The sequence below is a fragment of the Avibacterium sp. 21-595 genome (assembly GCF_023611905.1).
Lineage (GTDB): Bacteria > Pseudomonadota > Gammaproteobacteria > Enterobacterales > Pasteurellaceae > Avibacterium.
The window spans coordinates 1,011,362-1,029,387 of record NZ_CP091455.1; the positions used below are offsets into that span (position 1 = coordinate 1,011,362).

The following is an 18,026-nucleotide window of genomic DNA, read 5'->3' on the forward strand; positions in this document are numbered from 1 at the left end:
TTAGCTATTTATAAAACCTGTTATTGTTGAATAAACTATTATGATGAAATTAACTCCTACTTTCTGTTTTCCTATCCCTTTCCGTTATTCCCGAATTGCACTTTTAATTGCTTCTTGTGCAACACCTTTTGCACAAGCGTCTGTTGTCCGTAGCGATATTGATTACCAATATTTTCGTGATTTTGCTGAAAATAAAGGCAAATTTATTGTGGGTGCGAGTAATATTGCGATTTTCAATAAAGAAGGGCAGGAAATTGGGGTAATGATGAAAGATATCCCAATGCCTGATTTGCGTACTGCAACTAGAAATTTGGGTGTTGCGACATTAATTGCGCCGCAATATATAACAAGTGTTGCGCATAATGGGGGCTACCAAAGTGTTCAATTTGGTGGAGAAGATGTTAATCCAGATTCTCATCATTATACTTATAGTCTTGTTGATAGAAATAATTATCCCTCTGGTGAGGCTCTCCATAAAGATTATCATGTTCCGCGTTTAAGTAAGTTAGTGACTGAGGTGGCACCTGCTGAAGTCAGTGATGCGGAGCAAACAAAAGCGGTTAATACGGATATGTCCCGTTTTCCTGTTTATGTTCGTGTGGGTTCTGGAACGCAGTATCTCCGACATTCTGATGAAAAAGGTGATTTGGAAAGAATTTCTGGTGCTTATTCCTATTTAACTGGTGGGGCATCTATGCCGATCAATGACGTAAAAGGTGGGAATACCGATACAGTTAGTTTTGCTAGTATTTTTAATGATAAGTATGGACCAATGGCGACTTATGGAAGAGCTGGAGATAGTGGTTCAGGCTTATATGCCTTTGATACGTCGAAAAATAAATGGGTACTGGTTGGGGTGCTTAACTTTGATTCTACCGATGATAATAATAAAAACATTTGGACATTGCCGCGCTTGCCTTTTATTAAAGAAAAAGAAAATGAAGATATTGCAGGAAATATTGTAAATCAACGTGCGGGGGAGATTTGGCACTGGCGTAAGGAAAATGATACTAATAATAGTACAATAAGTGATGCGACAAATTCCTTGTCTGTTCCTTTAAGAAATCAAAATGATACGAATGTTCAATCTGCCAATAATGCGGGAAAAACGGTAACTTTTTCAGGGGTTGATGGTGGCGTGTTACGCCTAGAAAATAATATAGATCAAGGGGCAGGAGCGCTTTTTTTCAATAGCAATTTCACCGTTAAATCTGAAACAAATCAAACTTGGCTTGGTGCAGGCGTTTCTGTTGCTAAAGATAAAACTGTGACTTGGCAAGTTGTAAACCCACAGGGAGATCGCCTATCTAAAATTGGTGAAGGAACTTTATTTGTTAATGGTAGAGGTGAAAATTTAGGCGATATCAGTGTAGGAGATGGTACGGTTATTTTAGCTCAGGAGGCGGACGATAAAGGCAAAAAACAGGCGTTTAACCAAGTGGGGATTACCAGTGGTCGTCCGACAGTGATTTTACAGAGTTCAGATCAAATTAACCCTGATAAATTGTATTTTGGATTTCGTGGTGGGCGTTTAGATTTAAATGGAAATGATCTGACTTTCCAACGTATTCAGCATTCAGATGAAGGCGCGATGATAGTGAATCATCGTACCGATAAATCAGCTAGCCTTAACCTGACAGGTGTCACCTTTTCTGAACAAGATTTAACTTGGGGAAGTTGGATGAAAGCAGGTTATGATATTTATGAATATATTAATCAGCATGCAAATGGGCGTACAGATTATTTTGCGTTAAAAAACAGTCCTTATAGTTATTATCCGACTAATCAAACTAGTTCAACGGATTGGGAGTATTTGAGTAGCGATCGGAATGAGGCAGTCAAAAAGATCATAGATCGTAAAAATGCGCAGTTTCTATTTACTGCATTTACCGGTTATTTAGGGGAGAAAGCATCAGACAAAACGAATGGTGGATTAAACGTAAGTTATCAACCAGTAAGTGAGAAAGCCGTTTTATTATTGTCTGGTGGAATGAATTTAAATGGCGATCTTTCTATTCAAAAAGGGGAGGTCATTTTATCTGGTATGCCTACGCCACACGCGCGTGATGTTTTAAATAATCGTGAAGTTATTTTGGATGATGATTGGATTGATCGTCGCTATCAAGCTAATCATATTAATGTTGATCGAGCAACATTAACGGTAGGACGTAATGTTTCTTCTCTTTCAGCTGATATTAACGCAACAAATAATGCTGTATTAAATCTAGGCTACCAGCCAACGCAAAAAGTGTGTCTGCGTTCTGATTATACAGGAGAGGTAAGCTGTGATACGCCAACCTATAATGAGAACGTATTACATACCATTCCAAGAACTCAATTTACCGGTAATGTTACGCTGTCTGAGCAAAGTGCCTTAAATTTAGGAAAAACAGATTTCATTGGGGCGATTCAAAGCGAAAATACAAGCCAAACAGTATTATCAAAAGAGGCTCATTGGAAATTGACAAAAAATAGCACGCTAGGAAACTTAACGTTAGATGAAGGCGCTCAAATTACATTGAGCCAAGAAAATAAACCATTTAATACCTTAACGATTAATGGTGATTTAAGTGGAAAAGGGAAATTTTATTACCGCACTAAGTTTTCAACGCGAGAAAGCGATCAGGTTGTTGTTAATGGAGAAGCATCGGGAGAGCATACCTTAGTTGTCAATGATACGGGCAGTGAACCAGAACGTAGCAAAGCCCGCCTTACATTGCTGACAGCGAATGGTTTATCAGATAATTTATCTGTCACCTTGCAAAATAACTATGCTGATATAGGTACTTATCGTTATAACCTAATTAAAGAAGGCAATGCTTTCCGCCTATATAACCCAATTGTAGAAAAACAAATTGAGCAAGAAGAACGCCAAGCTGCGGAAGAGCAAGCGCGTCGTGAAGCAGAAGCAAAACGTTTAGAGGAAGCACGTAAAGCCGCCGCAGAAGAACAGGCTCGCCGTGAAGCAGAAGCAAAACGTTTAGAAGAAGAAAGTAAAGCTGCGGAAGAGCAAGCTCGCCGTGAAGCAGAAGCCAAACGTTTAGAAGAAGAACGTAAAGCCGCCGCAGAAGAGCAAGCCCGCCGTGAAGCAGAAGCAAAACGTTTAGAGGAAGAACGTAAAGCTGAAGCGGAAGAGCAAGCGCGTCGTGAAGCAGAAGCAAAACGTTTAGAAGAAGAGCGTAAAGCAGCAGAAGAACAGGCACGTCGTGAAGCAGAAGCCAAACGTTTAGAAGAAGCACGTAAAGCCGTAGCGGAAGAGCAAGCGCGTCGTGAAGCAGAAGCAAAACGTTTAGAGGAAGAACGTAAAGCTGAAGCGGAAGAGCAAGCTCGCCGTGAAGCAGAAGTAAAACGTTTAGAGGAAGAACGTAAAGCTGAAGCGGAAGAGCAAGCGCGTCGTGAAGCAGAAGCAAAACGTTTAGAGGAAGAACGTAAAGCTGAAGCGGAAGAGCAAGCGCGTCGTGAAGCAGAAGCAAAACGTTTAGAGGAAGAACGTAAAGCTGAAGCGGAAGAGCAAGCTCGCCGTGAAGCAGAAGCAAAACGTTTAGAAGAAGCACGTAAAGCCGCAGCGGAAGAACAAGCCCATCGTGAAGCAGAAGCAAAACGTTTAGAAGAAGCACGTAAAGCCGCAGCGGAAGAGCAAGCTCGCCGTGAAGCAGAAGTAAAACGTTTAGAGGAAGAACGTAAAGCTGAAGCGGAAGAGCAAGCGCGTCGTGAAGCAGAAGCAAAACGTTTAGAGGAAGAACGTAAAGCTGAAGCGGAAGAGCAAGCGCGTCGTGAAGCCGAAGCAAAACGTTTGGAAGAAGAACGTAAAGCCGAAGCGGAAGAGCAAGCCCGCCGTGAAGCCGAAGCAAAACGTTTGGAAGAAGAACGTAAAGCCGAAGCGGAAGAGCAAGCTCGCCGTGAAGCAGAAGCCAAACGTTTAGAAGAAGAACGTAAAGCCGCAGCGGAAGAGCAAGCGCGTCGTGAAGCAGAAGCAAAACGTTTAGAAGAAGAACGTAAAGCCGCGGCAGAAGAACAGGCTCTCCGTGAAGCAGAAGCCAAACGTTTAGAAGAAGAACGTAAAGCCGCAGCGGAAGAACAAGCTCGCCGTGAAGCAGAAGCAAAACGTTTAGAAGAAGAACGTAAAGCTGCAGCGGAAGAGCAAGCTCGTCGTGAAGCAGAAGCAAAACGTTTAGAGGAAGAACGTAAAGCCGCAGCGGAAGAGCAAGCTCGCCGTGAAACCGAAGCAAAACGGTTAAAGCAAGCTGAGTTAGTGAGCCGTGTATCAAATACTGGATTATCAGAGCTTTCGGCTCAAGTGAATGTGGTGCTTGAAAAAGATCAGCATTTAAATCAGCGCCTTTTCCAAGCTGGCAGCCAGCAAGCTCAACTATGGACAAATGTTGGTGTTCAAAGAGGTGATTATCAGTCCGATAATTATCGTCATTACGAACAATATAGTTCCTATACTGAATTAGGTGCAGAAAGTCCGTTGAATGAACAAGGTATAAGTGTCGGCGCTATGGTATCCCATACACGAGCTAATATGAATTATGATCAAGCAAGCGGTAAGCTTAGATACTCTCAAGCAACGCTCTATGGCAAAATTCAAAATAGTAAAGGCTTATTCGCCGCTATTGATTTGGGGTATGGACGTTCTAATAACAAGATTACGCTAGACAGCCATTCAATTAAATTTAAGCGTAATATATTTGCTGCGGGGATGAGTTTAGGCAAAAAATGGGATTTAGGATATATGGATCTTAATACCTTGTTAGGCTTAAGGTATCACCATTTTACAAAAGCACATTACACATTAGAGGATGCAAGCATTGATTCGCCATCATTAGATTTAGTGAACTATTATGCTGGAGCGGAATTGTCAAAAACTTGGTCTTGGGAAAGTATTTCGATTACGCCAAAATTGGCACTATATTATTTTGATGCGAGCCGTAAAACATTCGATCACGCAATAATGGTGAACAACAATCAGTTGGTGCAACAATTTAATCGTGGTTGGCAATATCAGACAGGGCTTGATTTCGGTGTTGGGGTATTCTCAATGGGAATGACATTTACCTATGAAAAAAGCCAAGAGGCGGCAAATAATAGATTAGTTGATTTGAAGGTGACTTATAAATTCTAGATAGATTAAACAATGCCCCTTTTGGGGCATTATTATTTTTAGCCTAATCTTTATAGTTGAACGAAATAGATAATAATCATAATGACTAAATAGCTCAATCCCAACCAAGCCAACCTTATTAGCATTGGATTAGGTGAGAGCTGTTTTGCTAGGCTGAGGTTTAGCCACGCAAAAATAGGGGCTGATAGGAAAGAAGCCGTCATTGCAAAAGGGATCATTTTACCGATAGCGCCACTAAAAAATTGAATAATAATGAAACTTGCAAAACAAGCCGCTAACATAAAATAACGTAATCCTTTTTCATTATTAACATCTGTTTGTGCGCCAAATTTGAGTAGCTGAATTGTTTGTTGATTGCAACGAGAATAGCCATCAACAGCAACAATTGTGGTGCCATAAATACACACAAATGCGATAAGCGCAATAAACCAACGGCTCCATTCCCCAATGCTTAGTGCATACATTTCTACAAATAAATGAATAAATTTGCCACCGCTAAGGGGTGGAATGCTATTACCATATTGAATTAATGCGCCAAGTGCCATAAACATTAAAGCTAACACAATGGTTGTGAGATAGCCGATATTAAAATCTAATTGATGATGTTTTTGATAATTTGGCGTTAATCGTCTTTTTTGTACCACCCATAATGAACTGGCAATACTGAGTTCCATTGGGGCAGGCATCCAGCCCATTAATGCAATTAAGAACGGTACAGCAGCGAGACTCCAAGCATCAGGTGGAACAAAATCAGCCACTGGTGGCGATGTTTGTTTAGTAAAAGCAAGCACCAACGCAATGAGGGTGATTACGGAGAGAAGTAGCATAATGCTTTTTGATACTTTATCTAATCGCTGATATTGGCGATAAAATAAGATCACTAAAAAACTCACTAATACAATAATGTTAAGACTATTGAGATCAATAGAAAAAGGAAGCAACATAGCCAATAGTACGGCAGAAAGTAAGGTTCCGCCCGCAATATTCACCACTGTTGCAAAGAGATTAAATAATAGGAATAACCATAAGTATCCTTTACCTTTTTCTGCATAGCCTTGCAATACGCTTTTATTTTGCGTTGCACTATAATCAAATGCAAAGCGGAAAAAGGGGTATTTAAGTAAATTTACTAAAATAATTAATCCAGCTAATTGATAGCCATAATATGCGCCCGCCTGTGTAGAGGCTATAATATGAGAGCCACCAACACAGGAGCAAGCCATAATCACACCCGGACCTAAATTACGTAATAGAGAAAGGTTTATTGTCATTTATTCACCTAGAATTGCTTTTACTGTTAATGCGACATCTTTCGCTTGCATAATGGTGGAGATCACGGCAACGCCATCTGCACCGTTTTGTAGAAGTGGTTTCACGTGAGGGGTTTTTATGCCACCAATGGCGACTAATGGCTTAGTAATTCCTTGCTCACGCAAATATTGAACAAAATTAATGCCGACATCTGGAGCAGCATCAGATTTTGAAAAAGTTGGAAAAATAGGACCGCACCCATAATAATCAACGCCATTGAAATCATTATGCTGTTGTGCTTGTTGCAAGGTATTGACCGATAAACCGATCAGCATTTTGCCTTGAATTTGTTGAGCAAGCTTATCTACCGCAAAATCTTTTTGCCCAACGTGAATGCCGTCAGCCTTCAATTTTTCTGCGAGTGCAACATCATTATTCATAATAAAAGGCACATTATATTGTTGACATAATGCCTGACATTGGCGAGCAAGCTGTTCAATTTCCGTTGGATCTTGCAATGAAAATTGCCCTTTTTCACGAAATTGATAACAAGTAATACCAGCTTTTAACGCCTGTTCTAAACGATCTAACAAGGTTTGTTGTGGATTGTTGGCATATTGTGGTAGATGACGGCAATCTTGTGTGCCAGCCACCAAATAACAGCGTAAAATGTGTTTATTCATAATTTTTTTGCTCCTGTGAATAGGCCCAGTGATTCGTTGGGCCGTGTCCGTGTCCGATATTTAAAGGGTGCGTTATGGCACTTGTGATAAACGCTTTGGCCGTTTTGCAGGCTTGCTCTAAAGATTGTCCTTTTGCGAGTTCAGCGGTTAAACAAGCGGAAAAAGTGCAGCCTGTGCCGTGTGTGTGTGGCGTATTAAAACGCGGACTTTCCAAAATAAAAGATTGCGTTGGCGTGAAAATAAAATCTTGGCATACTGTGCTTTTTGAATCTTGTTGATGACCACCTTTTATGATCACTGTTTTTGCGCCCATTTGTTGTAAATGTTCAGCAATTTTCTGGATACTGTGCTGATCTTCCGCTTTCAATCCAGTTAATGCTTCTGCTTCGGGCAGGTTGGGGGTTAGCACATCGGCTAAGGGCAATAATTGCTCACGCATTGCATTGATTGCCGATTGTTCCAATAAACTAGCGCCTCCTTTAGCGATCATAACAGGATCTATCACAATATTAGAAATTGGGTGCGCTTTTAAAAATGTGGCTACGGTGTGAATAATTTCCGCAGTGCCTAACATTCCGAGTTTCACCGCATTGGGCGTGAAGTCTGCGATAATCGCATTCAGTTGCGCTTCAATAGTTTTAGGCGGAATTAAATGAATATCGGTTACCCCTAAGGTATTTTGTGCGGTAACCGCAGTAATCACACTCATACCAAATACATTCTGCATTTGAAAGGTTTTTAGATCTGCTTGAATACCCGCACCACCGCCACTGTCTGAGCCGGCAATTGTAAGGGCTTGTGCAATATGAGCCATTTTTTCTCCTTATTTATGCTGATTTCTCTATGCTAACTCGTGCAAATTGTGCCACTTGCTGGTCATTCAATTCGCCAAGTGAATCTAAAAGTGCGGTGTAAAATTGCCCATATTTTGTTGGCGCAAGATGTTGTGCCGCTAATTCTCCTGCTACGGCATAAGCTGTACAGGCTTGTACGACTGCCTCAAAAGGAGAATGCGGGTTAACCGCCAAAAATGCGCCTAACACTGTGCCGAGTAAACAGCCTGATCCTGTGATTTTAGGAAACATTGCCGTTCCATTATGAATGGTGGCTAATCGTGTTCCATCACTAATATAATCCACCTCACCACTTACTGCGACAATACATTGATAACGTTGCGCAGCAAGCATTGCAATTTCGCCAATATTGCCATCACCTTGTCCCGCATCTACGCCTTTCGCCGACCAATTTACGCCAGCTAATTGAGCTATTTCGCCAGCATTGCCACGAATAGCAGTGAATTTTACCTTGTTAAGTAATTCAGCGATTACGTCCTTGCGATATTGCGTTGCGCCGACCCCGACAGGATCAAGCACAACGGGAATACCAGCTTGATTTGCAGCTTGTCCTGCCGCCAACATCGCTTTCACTTTAAAGGGATCGAGTGTACCAATATTAATAGACAAGGCAGCACTGAATTGAGCAAGATCGGCCATTTCTTCTTCCGCATCCGCCATAATCGGCGATGCACCTAAAGCGAGTAGCCCATTAGCCACATAATTTGCTACCACAATATTCGTAATGCTATGAATTAACGGGTTTTTTTGACGGATTTGTTCTAACAAATTGAATTGCATCATATTCTCCTATTATGCATAAGAAGGGAGTAAAAAATAAAATACCAATGATAAAAGTAGATTTTTATTCATTGATAGGAAATAAAAAGTAAGAAATTAGGGAATAAAACAGAAATAGGGTGCGGTATAAAATTAGACAAGTTTTCATAATAAGTTTCCTACGTCAGTGCTAACTGGATCAGGTTCAACGGGTATCATCTCAGCTACTTAACGTAGCACCCCGACTATTAATGCTTTTCACTCTACAAAGAAATGAGGAGAAAGACAATATTAATCGTCATAATTTTTTTGTTCTTTAAGAAATATTTTTAATTTTGCGAGCGAGATCGCAAAAATGATTTAAGGGCATTGCGAAAGGGCGGTGCTTTTTTCATAGTATTTTTATTTGTCATCGTAAATGTGAACCTTATGTTGGAATGAAATTTGCGCTCAAATTAGATGTGATTTTATGGCTGATTATTGGTGCTGGCTTGAGTTTACTTTATGTTCCGAAAGGCCTATTAATGAGCTTACATTTAATGTTTTGGCTTGTGGGAAGTGGAGCATTGGCAGTCTTGATTGCCTATGTTTTTACTTATTACAACACGGCAAAATGCCTCATTTATGGGGTGATTTTTGTGTTGAGTTTAGGGTGTTTTCATTTCCAAGCGAATCAGCTTTTGAGCCAAGCAGAACAGCTTGCCCGTGTAAATAACCACATCAGCACGCCAATCAAGATCGAGAAAATTTTACATCAGCAAGATTATCAAACGATTATTGCCACAGCGAAATTAGCAGAAAAGTTGCCCGAACAGCGTATTTATTTGCAATGGCAAAGCAAGAATAAAACCGTTTCGGACAGGAAAATTGAAGCAGTTAAAGTAGGGCAAATTTGGCAGGCAGAATTATTGCTTAAACCTTTAGCAAGCCGTTTAAATCAAGGCGGTTTTGAACGGCAAAAATGGTATTTTTCACAAGGCATTAGCGCCTATGGCAGAGTAAAAAGTGCGGTAAAAATTGCGGAGAATTTTTCTTGGCGTGAGCGATTATTGCAAGTCAGTTTTCAGCAGACCCAAGGTTTATCTATGCAAGGACTGTTACTGGCATTGGGTTTTGGCGAACGAGCGTGGCTTAACCCTGAACATTGGCAAATTTATCAGAAAACAAATACGGCACACCTCATCGCAATTTCTGGTTTGCATATTGGCTTGGCAATGTTGCTCGGGTTTGCTCTCGCAAGAGTAATGCAGTTCTTTTTACCCACTCACCGAATAGGGGTGATTTGGCCATTATTATGTGGGATTTTCATTGCGTTAATTTATGCTCAGCTAGCTGGATTCTCTATTCCCACCTTAAGAGCATTGCTTGCCTTATGCTTGGTTTGCGTGATCCGAATGCTACGCTGTTATTATACCGCTTGGCAGTATTTTCAATGGGTGGTGGCATCGCTTATGCTATGGGATCCGCTGATGTTACTTTCCGTCAGCTTTTGGCTTTCTGCGGGCGCGGTAGCGAGCTTGATTTTATGGTATCAGCTTGTTCCTTTAGATTGTATTAAGTGGCAAATTTATCCCATTAAAAATACGTGGGTGAAGAAACTAGTGCGCTGGATTTTTTCCTTATTTCATCTGCAATTGGGGTTGCTATGTTTATTTACCCCTATTCAGCTTTATTTTTTTCACGGAATGGCTTTATCGGGAATGATAGCAAATCTTTTCGCTGTGCCGTTGTTCAGTTTCTGTCTTGTCCCAATGGTGCTGTTTGCCGCATTGAGCCAAGGGGCATTGGGTTCGTGGCAAGGGGCAAATTGGCTTGCAGAATACTTCACCGACTATCTGGCACAATGGCAAGGATATTGGTTGAATATATCTCATAAGCAAGGGCAATGGATTGTGATTCTATTACTTGGGTTAGGATTATTTTATGTTCACTTTTTGCAGCATTTTCAGCAAAATTCACAGCTAAAAGTAATGAAAAAACCGATCTTAGCGGTAAAAAAGAGCGTTTCACTTAATGCAGAAAAATTGCCCAATCCGCGATTTCTGCAAAAAATGAAGTTTATTTTTATGGGCTTGCTTAGCATAATGCTGATCAATTTGGGATGGCAAGGGATAAATACACCTAAATGGCGGTTAGAAACCCTTGATGTCGGGCAGGGCTTGGCTACCTTATTGGTGAAAAATCAGCGTGGCATTTTATATGACACTGGAGCGGCTTGGCGTAATGGCAGTATGGCTGAGTTAGAAATTTTGCCTTATTTGCAACGACAAGGCATTGTGCTAGACAAATTGGTTTTGAGCCACGATGATAATGATCATTCAGGGGGCGCAGAAGCGATTTTACAGGCATTTCCAGAGGTTGAATTGATGGCGTCTTCTCGAAAAAATGCGTCAAAAAAACACCGCACTTTTTGTCTTCAAGGAAAACAATGGCAATGGCAAGGATTAACTATTACTGCGCTTTCACCGCAACAGATCCGAGATCGTGCAGAAAATCCAGACTCTTGCGTACTGTTGATTGATGATGGGCAATATAAGGTGCTTTTAACGGGGGATGCGGACAGTCAAACAGAGCGCCAATTTGCTGATTTAGCTGGAAAAATAGAGGTATTGCAAGTGGGGCATCACGGCAGTAAAACCTCTAGCAGTGAATATTTTATCAAAACAGTACAACCGAAAATTGCGTTGATTTCTAGTAGCCGTGGCAATCCGTGGCATTTTCCTCACTCAGTGGTTTTAGAACGTTTAAAGGCACAACAAAGTGCGGTGTATAATACCGCTGATTTTGGTCAGATTAGCCTATTGTTCTTCCCTGAGCAGATAAAAATTCATACCGCAAGATCGGAATTTTCCCCTTGGTATCGGGGATTAATTGGCTTGTTGGCAAAATAAAGGTAAAATGGCAAAGTTTTTTAACGGAAATGAATAAATTATGCAAGATAAAGACTTAACTACGCTGCAAACGTTCAAACGCTTATGGCCAATTATTGCGCCTTTTAAAGCAGGGTTAATTGCCGCTGCAATAACACTCGTATTTAACGCATTGGCTGATGCAACTTTAATTCAAATGCTTAAACCTTTATTAGATGATGGATTCGGTAAAGCGGATGTTGGCTTTTTGCGTTTAATGGCAGTGGTCGTCGTTTTAGTGATCATCGTAAGGGGGGTAACAAGTTTTATTTCTACTTATTGTTTAGCTTGGGTTTCAGGGAAAGTGGTGATGACAATTCGCCGCCGTTTATTTAAGCATTTAATGTATATGCCCGTTCCCTTTTTTGATCAAAATTCAGCAGGAAAATTACTTTCTCGTATTACTTACGATAGCGAACAAGTCGCCAATTCATCATCAGGTTCTTTAGTAACTATTGTGCGTGAAGGAGCGTATATTATCTCTTTGCTTTGCGTAATGATTTATACCAGTTGGCAGCTTTCCTTAGTGCTTTTTGTGATAGGACCGATTATTGCGGTGCTAATTCGTATGGTATCGAAAAAATTCCGCGAGTTAGGTAAAAATATGCAAAACTCAATGGGAGAGCTGACTTCTTCGGCAGAACAAATGCTAAAAGGACATCGAGTAGTACTTTCTTTCGGTGGACAAAAAATTGAAGAAGAACGCTTTAATAAAGTAAGTAATGATATGCGCCGTAAGGGAATGAAAGTGATGGTGGCAGATGCCATTTCTGATCCTGTGGTACAAATTATCGCCTCTTTTGCCTTGTCAGCGGTGCTTTATTTGGCAACCGTACCAGAAATTATGAGCCAAAACCTCACGGCGGGGTCTTTTACGGTGGTGTTTTCTTCAATGCTTGCAATGATGCGACCGTTGAAATCTTTAACTAACGTAAACGCCCAGTTCCAACGTGGTATGGCGGCTTGTCAAACCTTGTTCGCTATTTTGGATATGGCAACTGAGAAAGATAACGGTACTTACCAAGTAGAAAAAGCGAAAGGAAATATTGCATTTAAAGATGTTACGTTTAGCTATTCAGGCAAAGAGCATCCCGCATTAAATCATATTTCTTTTGACATTCCACAAGGTAAAACCGTGGCATTAGTTGGGCGTTCAGGCTCCGGGAAATCTACAATTGCTAATTTAGTTACCCGTTTTTATGAGATTGAACAAGGGGAAATCACCCTTGATGGCGTTAATATTCAAGATTACACCCTGAGTAATTTGCGTGAAAATTGTGCGGTGGTCTCACAACAAGTACATTTATTTAATGACACTATTGCCAATAACATTGCTTATGCCGCAGCAGATAAATACAGTCGTGAAGATATTATTAAAGCCGCCAAAGCAGCACACGCGATGGAATTTATTGAAAAGTTAGAAAATGGTTTAGATACCGTCATTGGCGAAAATGGGGCTAGTTTATCGGGCGGGCAACGTCAGCGTTTGGCGATTGCTCGTGCCTTGTTGCGCAATTCTCCCGTGTTAATTTTAGATGAAGCAACATCAGCCCTTGATACGGAATCTGAACGAGCGATTCAAGCAGCCCTTGAAGAATTACAAAAAGAGCGTACCGTTTTAGTTATTGCGCACCGTTTATCAACCATTGAAAAAGCTGATGAAATTTTGGTGATTGAACACGGTGAAATTAAAGAACGAGGCACGCATCAAGCGTTGCTTGCGTTGAATGGGGCTTATAAGCAGTTACATCAAATGCAGTTTAATCATTAATTTTGTATTGATGGACGAATTTTCAGCGTACATCAATTTCCCCATTTTAATGAGGTGATAATGAATTTTTGGTATCAATCGGATCTTTTCGCAAAAGCACTAAAGTGGTTATTATCACCTTTCGCCTTGTTATTTTTGCTCATTATCAGATTACGATCTTGGTTATACCAGCGTGGGATTTTGTCTTCTTACAAAGCCCCCGTTCCCGTAGTGATTGTGGGGAATTTATCTGTTGGAGGGAATGGCAAAACCCCTGTGGTGATTTGGCTCGTGCAACAATTACAGCAACAAGGCATTCAAGTGGGGGTGATTTCACGCGGTTATGGGAGTAAAGCAAAAGGTTATCCCCGTTTAGTAACCAGTCAAGATGATCCTGTGGAAACAGGTGATGAGCCATTATTGATTGCGAAACGCACTAATGCCCCTGTGTGTATTTCACCAAATCGTCAGCAGGCGATAGCGCATTTACTTGCTCATTTTCCTTGCCAAGTGATTATTAGCGATGACGGCTTACAGCATTATAAATTACAACGAGATAAAGAAATCGTGGTGCTAGATGCTCAGCGTCAATTTGGTAATGGTTTTGTTTTGCCCGCAGGTGCGTTACGAGAGCCAATCAGTCGTTTAAAAAACGTTGATTGGATTATCAATAACGGGGCGCCAACGTCTTTTAGTCAAACTGTAATGACTTTAATACCGCACTTTGCGATTCATTTGCAAACAGGGGAAAAGCGCCCATTGCGCGATTTTACAGAACAACCTATTACCGCCATTGCTGGCATTGGCAACCCACAGCGTTTTTTCACAATGTTGCAAACCCTGTCGATGAACGTGGTAACAAGCCAAGCCTTTCAAGATCATCAAGCTTATCATTTAGCCTTATTTGAAAAATTTGATCAAAACCAACCGCTCTTTATGACAGAAAAAGATGCGGTCAAATGTCAAAATTTCGCGCAGCCAAATTGGTGGTATGTGCCTGTTGAAGCGGAGATTACTTCACCACAAAGTAAGCAATTTATAAGCGAATTAATTCAAGAGATAAAAACAAGAGAAAAAAAGACCGCACTTTAGCTTTATTTACCTGCGTTTGATGACAGGGTTAAACATAACCTTCTGAAAAGCAGTGGAGAAATTTTAATGAACGAAAAACTACTCGACATTCTCGCTTGCCCCCTTTGTCAAGGGCGCTTGAAATATCAAAAAGAAAGCGAACAGCTCATTTGCCCTTTTGAGCAAGTGGCATACCCGATAGAACAGGGTATTCCCGTATTACTTGCGGAACGAGCAATACCGTTACAACAAGAAAAAGCCCAACAACAAGAAAAAGCCCAACAACAAGGGGAAGAATAATGACAACATTTACCGTAATTATTCCTGCACGTTTTGCCTCAAGTCGCTTACCCGGCAAGCCCTTAGCGGATATTGCTGGTAAACCAATGATTGCTCACGTTTGGCAGCAAGCACAACAATCAGGTGCAAGCCGAGTCGTGGTGGCAACGGATAATCAAGATGTTGCAACTGCGGTGCAAGCCTTTGGTGGCGAAGTGTGTATGACCTCAACGAATCATAATTCAGGCACGGAACGCTTGGCGGAAGTGGTGGAAAAATTAGCCCTAGCAGATGATGAAATTGTGGTCAATATTCAAGGTGATGAGCCGTTAATTCCCCCGGTGATCGTGCAACAAGTCGCGGATAACTTAGCCAATAATGCCGTGAATATGGCAACCCTTGCTGTCCCATTGAATGATGCTGAAGAATTATTTAACCCAAATGTGGTGAAAGCTGTAGCAGATAAATCAGGCAATGTCTTGTATTTTTCCCGTGCGCCAATTCCTTGGAATCGCGATCAATTTGCTGGGTTATCCGATGAACAAAAAACACAGCTTGTGCTACAAACCCCGTATTTACGCCACATTGGTATTTATGCTTATCGTGCAGGATTTATTAAGCAATATGTGCAATGGCAACCTTCTGCGTTAGAAGGTATTGAATCTTTAGAGCAGTTACGGGTGTTGTGGTATGGTGAAAAAATTCATATTGATCTTGCGAAAGAAGCCCCTGCTGTCGGTGTAGATACGCCGGAAGATTTAGAAAAAGTGCGGGCGATTTTAGGACATTATTAATTCCTCTTTCACTATTTATTCAAACTAAGGAAACAAGATGTTAGACAAAATGTTAGGTTCAGTTTTAGGTTCGGTATTAGGGAACAATTCAGCGCCACAAGGGCAAGGTAATGTGGTGAGTGAAGTGTTGCAACAGTTATTACGTTCACAAGGTGGTGTACAAGGCATTTTTGCTAAGTTACAACAAGATGGCTTAGGTGGATTGCTAGATAGCTGGATCGGCACGGGTTCAAACCAAACGATGACAAGAAATGAAGTCAGCCAAACTTTCGGGCAGAATACTATTGAAGATATTGCTCAGCAGACAGGTATTAGCACTAATCAAACAGAAGATATTATTTCTCAAGTACTACCGAGTTTAATTGATATGCTAACACCAAATGGGCGTCAAGGCGGAGTGTCGGCAGATAATTTAACTCAATCAATGCAGGCTCACAACGATAATCCGCAAGATGTGCTAGGTTCTGTGTTAGGTAGCATTTTTGGTGGTTCATCAACCCAAGGTGAAACAAATGGCTCAGCTTTAGGTGATTTGTTTAAGCAAATTTTAAACACACCAACACAAACAAGCCAAACACAAGAAGAAAGCTCAAATGATGAGTTAGCGAAAGACATCAATGCGATCCTAAATAATTTCTTTAAATAATTTTTAGGCGGATTCATTCTGCCCTGCTTAATCATTCATAACCAAAATGACCTTTGATGCCAAAAAGTTTCTCGCTAACGTAACCCACGATCCCGGTGTTTATCGTATGTATGACGATAAAGAGCAGGTGATTTATGTGGGCAAAGCCAAAGATTTAAAAAAACGCTTATCTAGTTATTTTCGTACCAATTTATCGAGTAAAAAGACGGAAGCCCTCGTTGCAGCTATTCATCGTATTGAAACGACCATCACTTCAAGCGAAACGGAAGCATTGCTGTTAGAACATAACTATATTAAAACCTATCAGCCACGCTATAACGTGCTATTGCGTGATGACAAATCTTATCCTTATATTTTGCTTACCAAAGGACGCCACCCAAGGATCACGGCGTATCGGGGAAGTAAAAAAATTCAAGGTGAATATTTTGGGCCTTATCCTAATGCGGGTGCCGTGCGTGAAACCCTTTCCTTATTGCAAAAGTTGTTTCCTGTGCGGCAATGTGAAAATTCGGTTTATCGCAACCGCTCACGTCCTTGCTTGCAATATCAAATTGGGCGTTGTTCTGCGCCCTGTGTTGCAGGCTATATTTCTGATGAAGATTATAACCAACAAGTGGATTTTGCTCGTCTTTTCTTACAAGGCAAAGATCAACAAGTGCTAGATCACCTTGTCGGCAAAATGGAGCAGGCAAGCCAAGCCCTAAATTTTGAAGATGCAGCACGCATACGAGATCAAATTCAAGCTGTGCGTGCCGTCATTGAAAAACAATTTGTCAGTAATGATCGCCTTGATGATATTGATATTATCGCCATTGCTTACCAACTTGGTATTGCTTGCGTACAAGTGTTGTTTATTCGACAAGGCAAAATTTTGGGCAACCGCAGTTATTTCCCGAAAGTGCCAGCCAATACGGATTTATCTGAACTCACCGCCACTTTCGTGGGGCAATTTTATTTGCAAGCACATCAAGGACGAACCGTGCCAAACACCATTATTGTGGATCATAAATTGGCAGAAAAAGCTCAATTAGAAACCTTGCTCGCTGAACAAGCTGGGCGTAAAGTGCAAATTCAAGACAGTGCCAAAGGGGATAAAAGTAAATACTTACAGCTTGCACAAATGAATGCGAAAGCTGCATTGGTTACGCAACTGAAGCAATCCACGCTTATTCAAGAACGCTACCAAGCCTTGCAAGATTTACTTGGCATAGAAAAAATTCAGCGAATGGAATGTTTTGATATTAGTCATACGATGGGAGAACAAACCATTGCGTCTTGTGTGGTGTTTAATCAAGATGGACCACTGAAATCCGATTACCGCCGTTTTAATATCACGGGCATTACTGGCGGTGATGATTATGCCGCGATGGAACAAGCCTTATTAAAACGTTACGATAAAGATCTGGAAAGTGAAAAAATTCCTGATGTGATCTTTATTGATGGCGGAAAAGGGCAGCTGAACCGTGCCTTGCAAGTGTTTGCACAACTCAAGGTAAAATGGGATAAAAAACGACCGCACTTGATTGGCGTGGCAAAAGGTGTGGATCGCCGTGCTGGCTTGGAAACCCTCATCATCAGCAAGCAAGATCGCGAAATCAATTTACCCCCAGATAGCCTTGCCTTACATTTAATTCAACATATTCGTGATGAAAGCCATAATCACGCGATTAGCGGACACAGAAAAAAACGTCAAAAAGCCTTTACTCAAAGTGGCTTAGAAACCATTGAAGGGGTTGGGGCAAAACGCCGCCAAGCCTTGCTTAAATACCTTGGAGGAATGCAAGGGGTGAAAAAAGCCACCCTTGACGAAATCGCCTCCGTACCGGGGATCTCAAAATCCTTAGCAGAGAAAATCTTTGAGGCGATGAGGGGGGAATAGAGGTGCTAATTAGACATTATTTGAGT

At 41.1% G+C, this 18,026-nt stretch carries 12 protein-coding genes and 1 riboswitch; of the genes, 8 read left to right on the forward strand and 4 right to left on the reverse strand.

Features of this window, described 5'->3' with window-relative positions:
* Positions 1-40 precede the first annotated feature (40 nt).
* Complete coding sequence (locus L4F92_RS04755; protein ID WP_250364403.1) at positions 41-5,125, forward strand: S6 family peptidase; 5,085 nt, start codon at positions 41-43, stop codon at positions 5,123-5,125.
* A 50-nt stretch (positions 5,126-5,175) separates the two neighbouring features.
* Here the strand turns inward: L4F92_RS04755 and L4F92_RS04760 are convergent, their stop codons facing one another.
* Genes L4F92_RS04760 through thiM form a run of 4 tightly spaced genes read right to left on the reverse strand, consistent with a single transcriptional unit; the run spans position 5,176 to position 8,696 of the window.
* Positions 5,176-6,396 (reverse strand): NRAMP family divalent metal transporter, encoded by a 1,221-nt coding sequence (locus tag L4F92_RS04760; protein ID WP_250364404.1) that lies wholly within the window; start codon positions 6,394-6,396, stop codon positions 5,176-5,178.
* Positions 6,397-7,059 (reverse strand): thiamine phosphate synthase, encoded by a 663-nt coding sequence (gene thiE, locus L4F92_RS04765; RefSeq protein ID WP_250364405.1) that lies wholly within the window; start codon positions 7,057-7,059, stop codon positions 6,397-6,399.
* Entirely contained in the window at positions 7,052-7,873 is an 822-nt protein-coding gene (gene thiD, locus L4F92_RS04770; protein ID WP_250364406.1) for a bifunctional hydroxymethylpyrimidine kinase/phosphomethylpyrimidine kinase, read from the reverse strand. Before thiD ends, thiE begins: the two co-directional genes overlap by 8 nt.
* Positions 7,874-7,886: 13 nt before the next feature.
* On the reverse strand, positions 7,887-8,696 hold the full coding sequence (gene thiM / locus L4F92_RS04775; RefSeq protein WP_442778846.1) for a hydroxyethylthiazole kinase: 810 nt from the start codon (positions 8,694-8,696) through the stop codon (positions 7,887-7,889).
* A gap of 135 nt (positions 8,697-8,831) precedes the next feature.
* Positions 8,832-8,926: riboswitch (TPP riboswitch) on the reverse strand.
* A 183-nt stretch (positions 8,927-9,109) separates the two neighbouring features.
* Here thiM and L4F92_RS04780 point away from each other — a divergent pair.
* The 7 genes from L4F92_RS04780 to uvrC all read left to right on the forward strand — a co-directional run bounded on the left by L4F92_RS04780 (position 9,110) and on the right by uvrC (position 18,000).
* Positions 9,110-11,563 (forward strand): DNA internalization-related competence protein ComEC/Rec2, encoded by a 2,454-nt coding sequence (locus L4F92_RS04780; RefSeq protein ID WP_250364407.1) that lies wholly within the window; start codon positions 9,110-9,112, stop codon positions 11,561-11,563.
* A 40-nt stretch (positions 11,564-11,603) separates the two neighbouring features.
* Positions 11,604-13,352 (forward strand): lipid A ABC transporter ATP-binding protein/permease MsbA, encoded by a 1,749-nt coding sequence (gene msbA, locus L4F92_RS04785; RefSeq protein WP_250364408.1) that lies wholly within the window; start codon positions 11,604-11,606, stop codon positions 13,350-13,352.
* Positions 13,353-13,412: 60 nt separating this feature from the next.
* Positions 13,413-14,423 carry a tetraacyldisaccharide 4'-kinase gene (gene lpxK / locus L4F92_RS04790; protein ID WP_250364409.1) on the forward strand — a complete coding sequence of 337 codons (1,011 nt, stop codon included), beginning with the start codon at positions 13,413-13,415 and terminating at the stop codon, positions 14,421-14,423.
* A 66-nt stretch (positions 14,424-14,489) separates the two neighbouring features.
* The gene (locus tag L4F92_RS04795; protein ID WP_250364410.1) at positions 14,490-14,702 is read left to right on the forward strand and encodes a Trm112 family protein; all 213 of its coding nucleotides are present in this window, start codon (positions 14,490-14,492) and stop codon (positions 14,700-14,702) included.
* Positions 14,702-15,475 (forward strand): 3-deoxy-manno-octulosonate cytidylyltransferase, encoded by a 774-nt coding sequence (gene kdsB, locus L4F92_RS04800; RefSeq protein ID WP_250364411.1) that lies wholly within the window; start codon positions 14,702-14,704, stop codon positions 15,473-15,475. Before L4F92_RS04795 ends, kdsB begins: the two co-directional genes overlap by 1 nt.
* A gap of 37 nt (positions 15,476-15,512) precedes the next feature.
* On the forward strand, positions 15,513-16,121 hold the full coding sequence (locus L4F92_RS04805; RefSeq protein ID WP_250364412.1) for a YidB family protein: 609 nt from the start codon (positions 15,513-15,515) through the stop codon (positions 16,119-16,121).
* 46 nt (positions 16,122-16,167) lie between these two features.
* A complete protein-coding gene (gene uvrC / locus L4F92_RS04810; RefSeq protein ID WP_250364413.1) occupies positions 16,168-18,000 on the forward strand; it encodes an excinuclease ABC subunit UvrC in 1,833 nt (610 codons plus the stop codon).
* Positions 18,001-18,026: the final 26 nt, after the last annotated feature.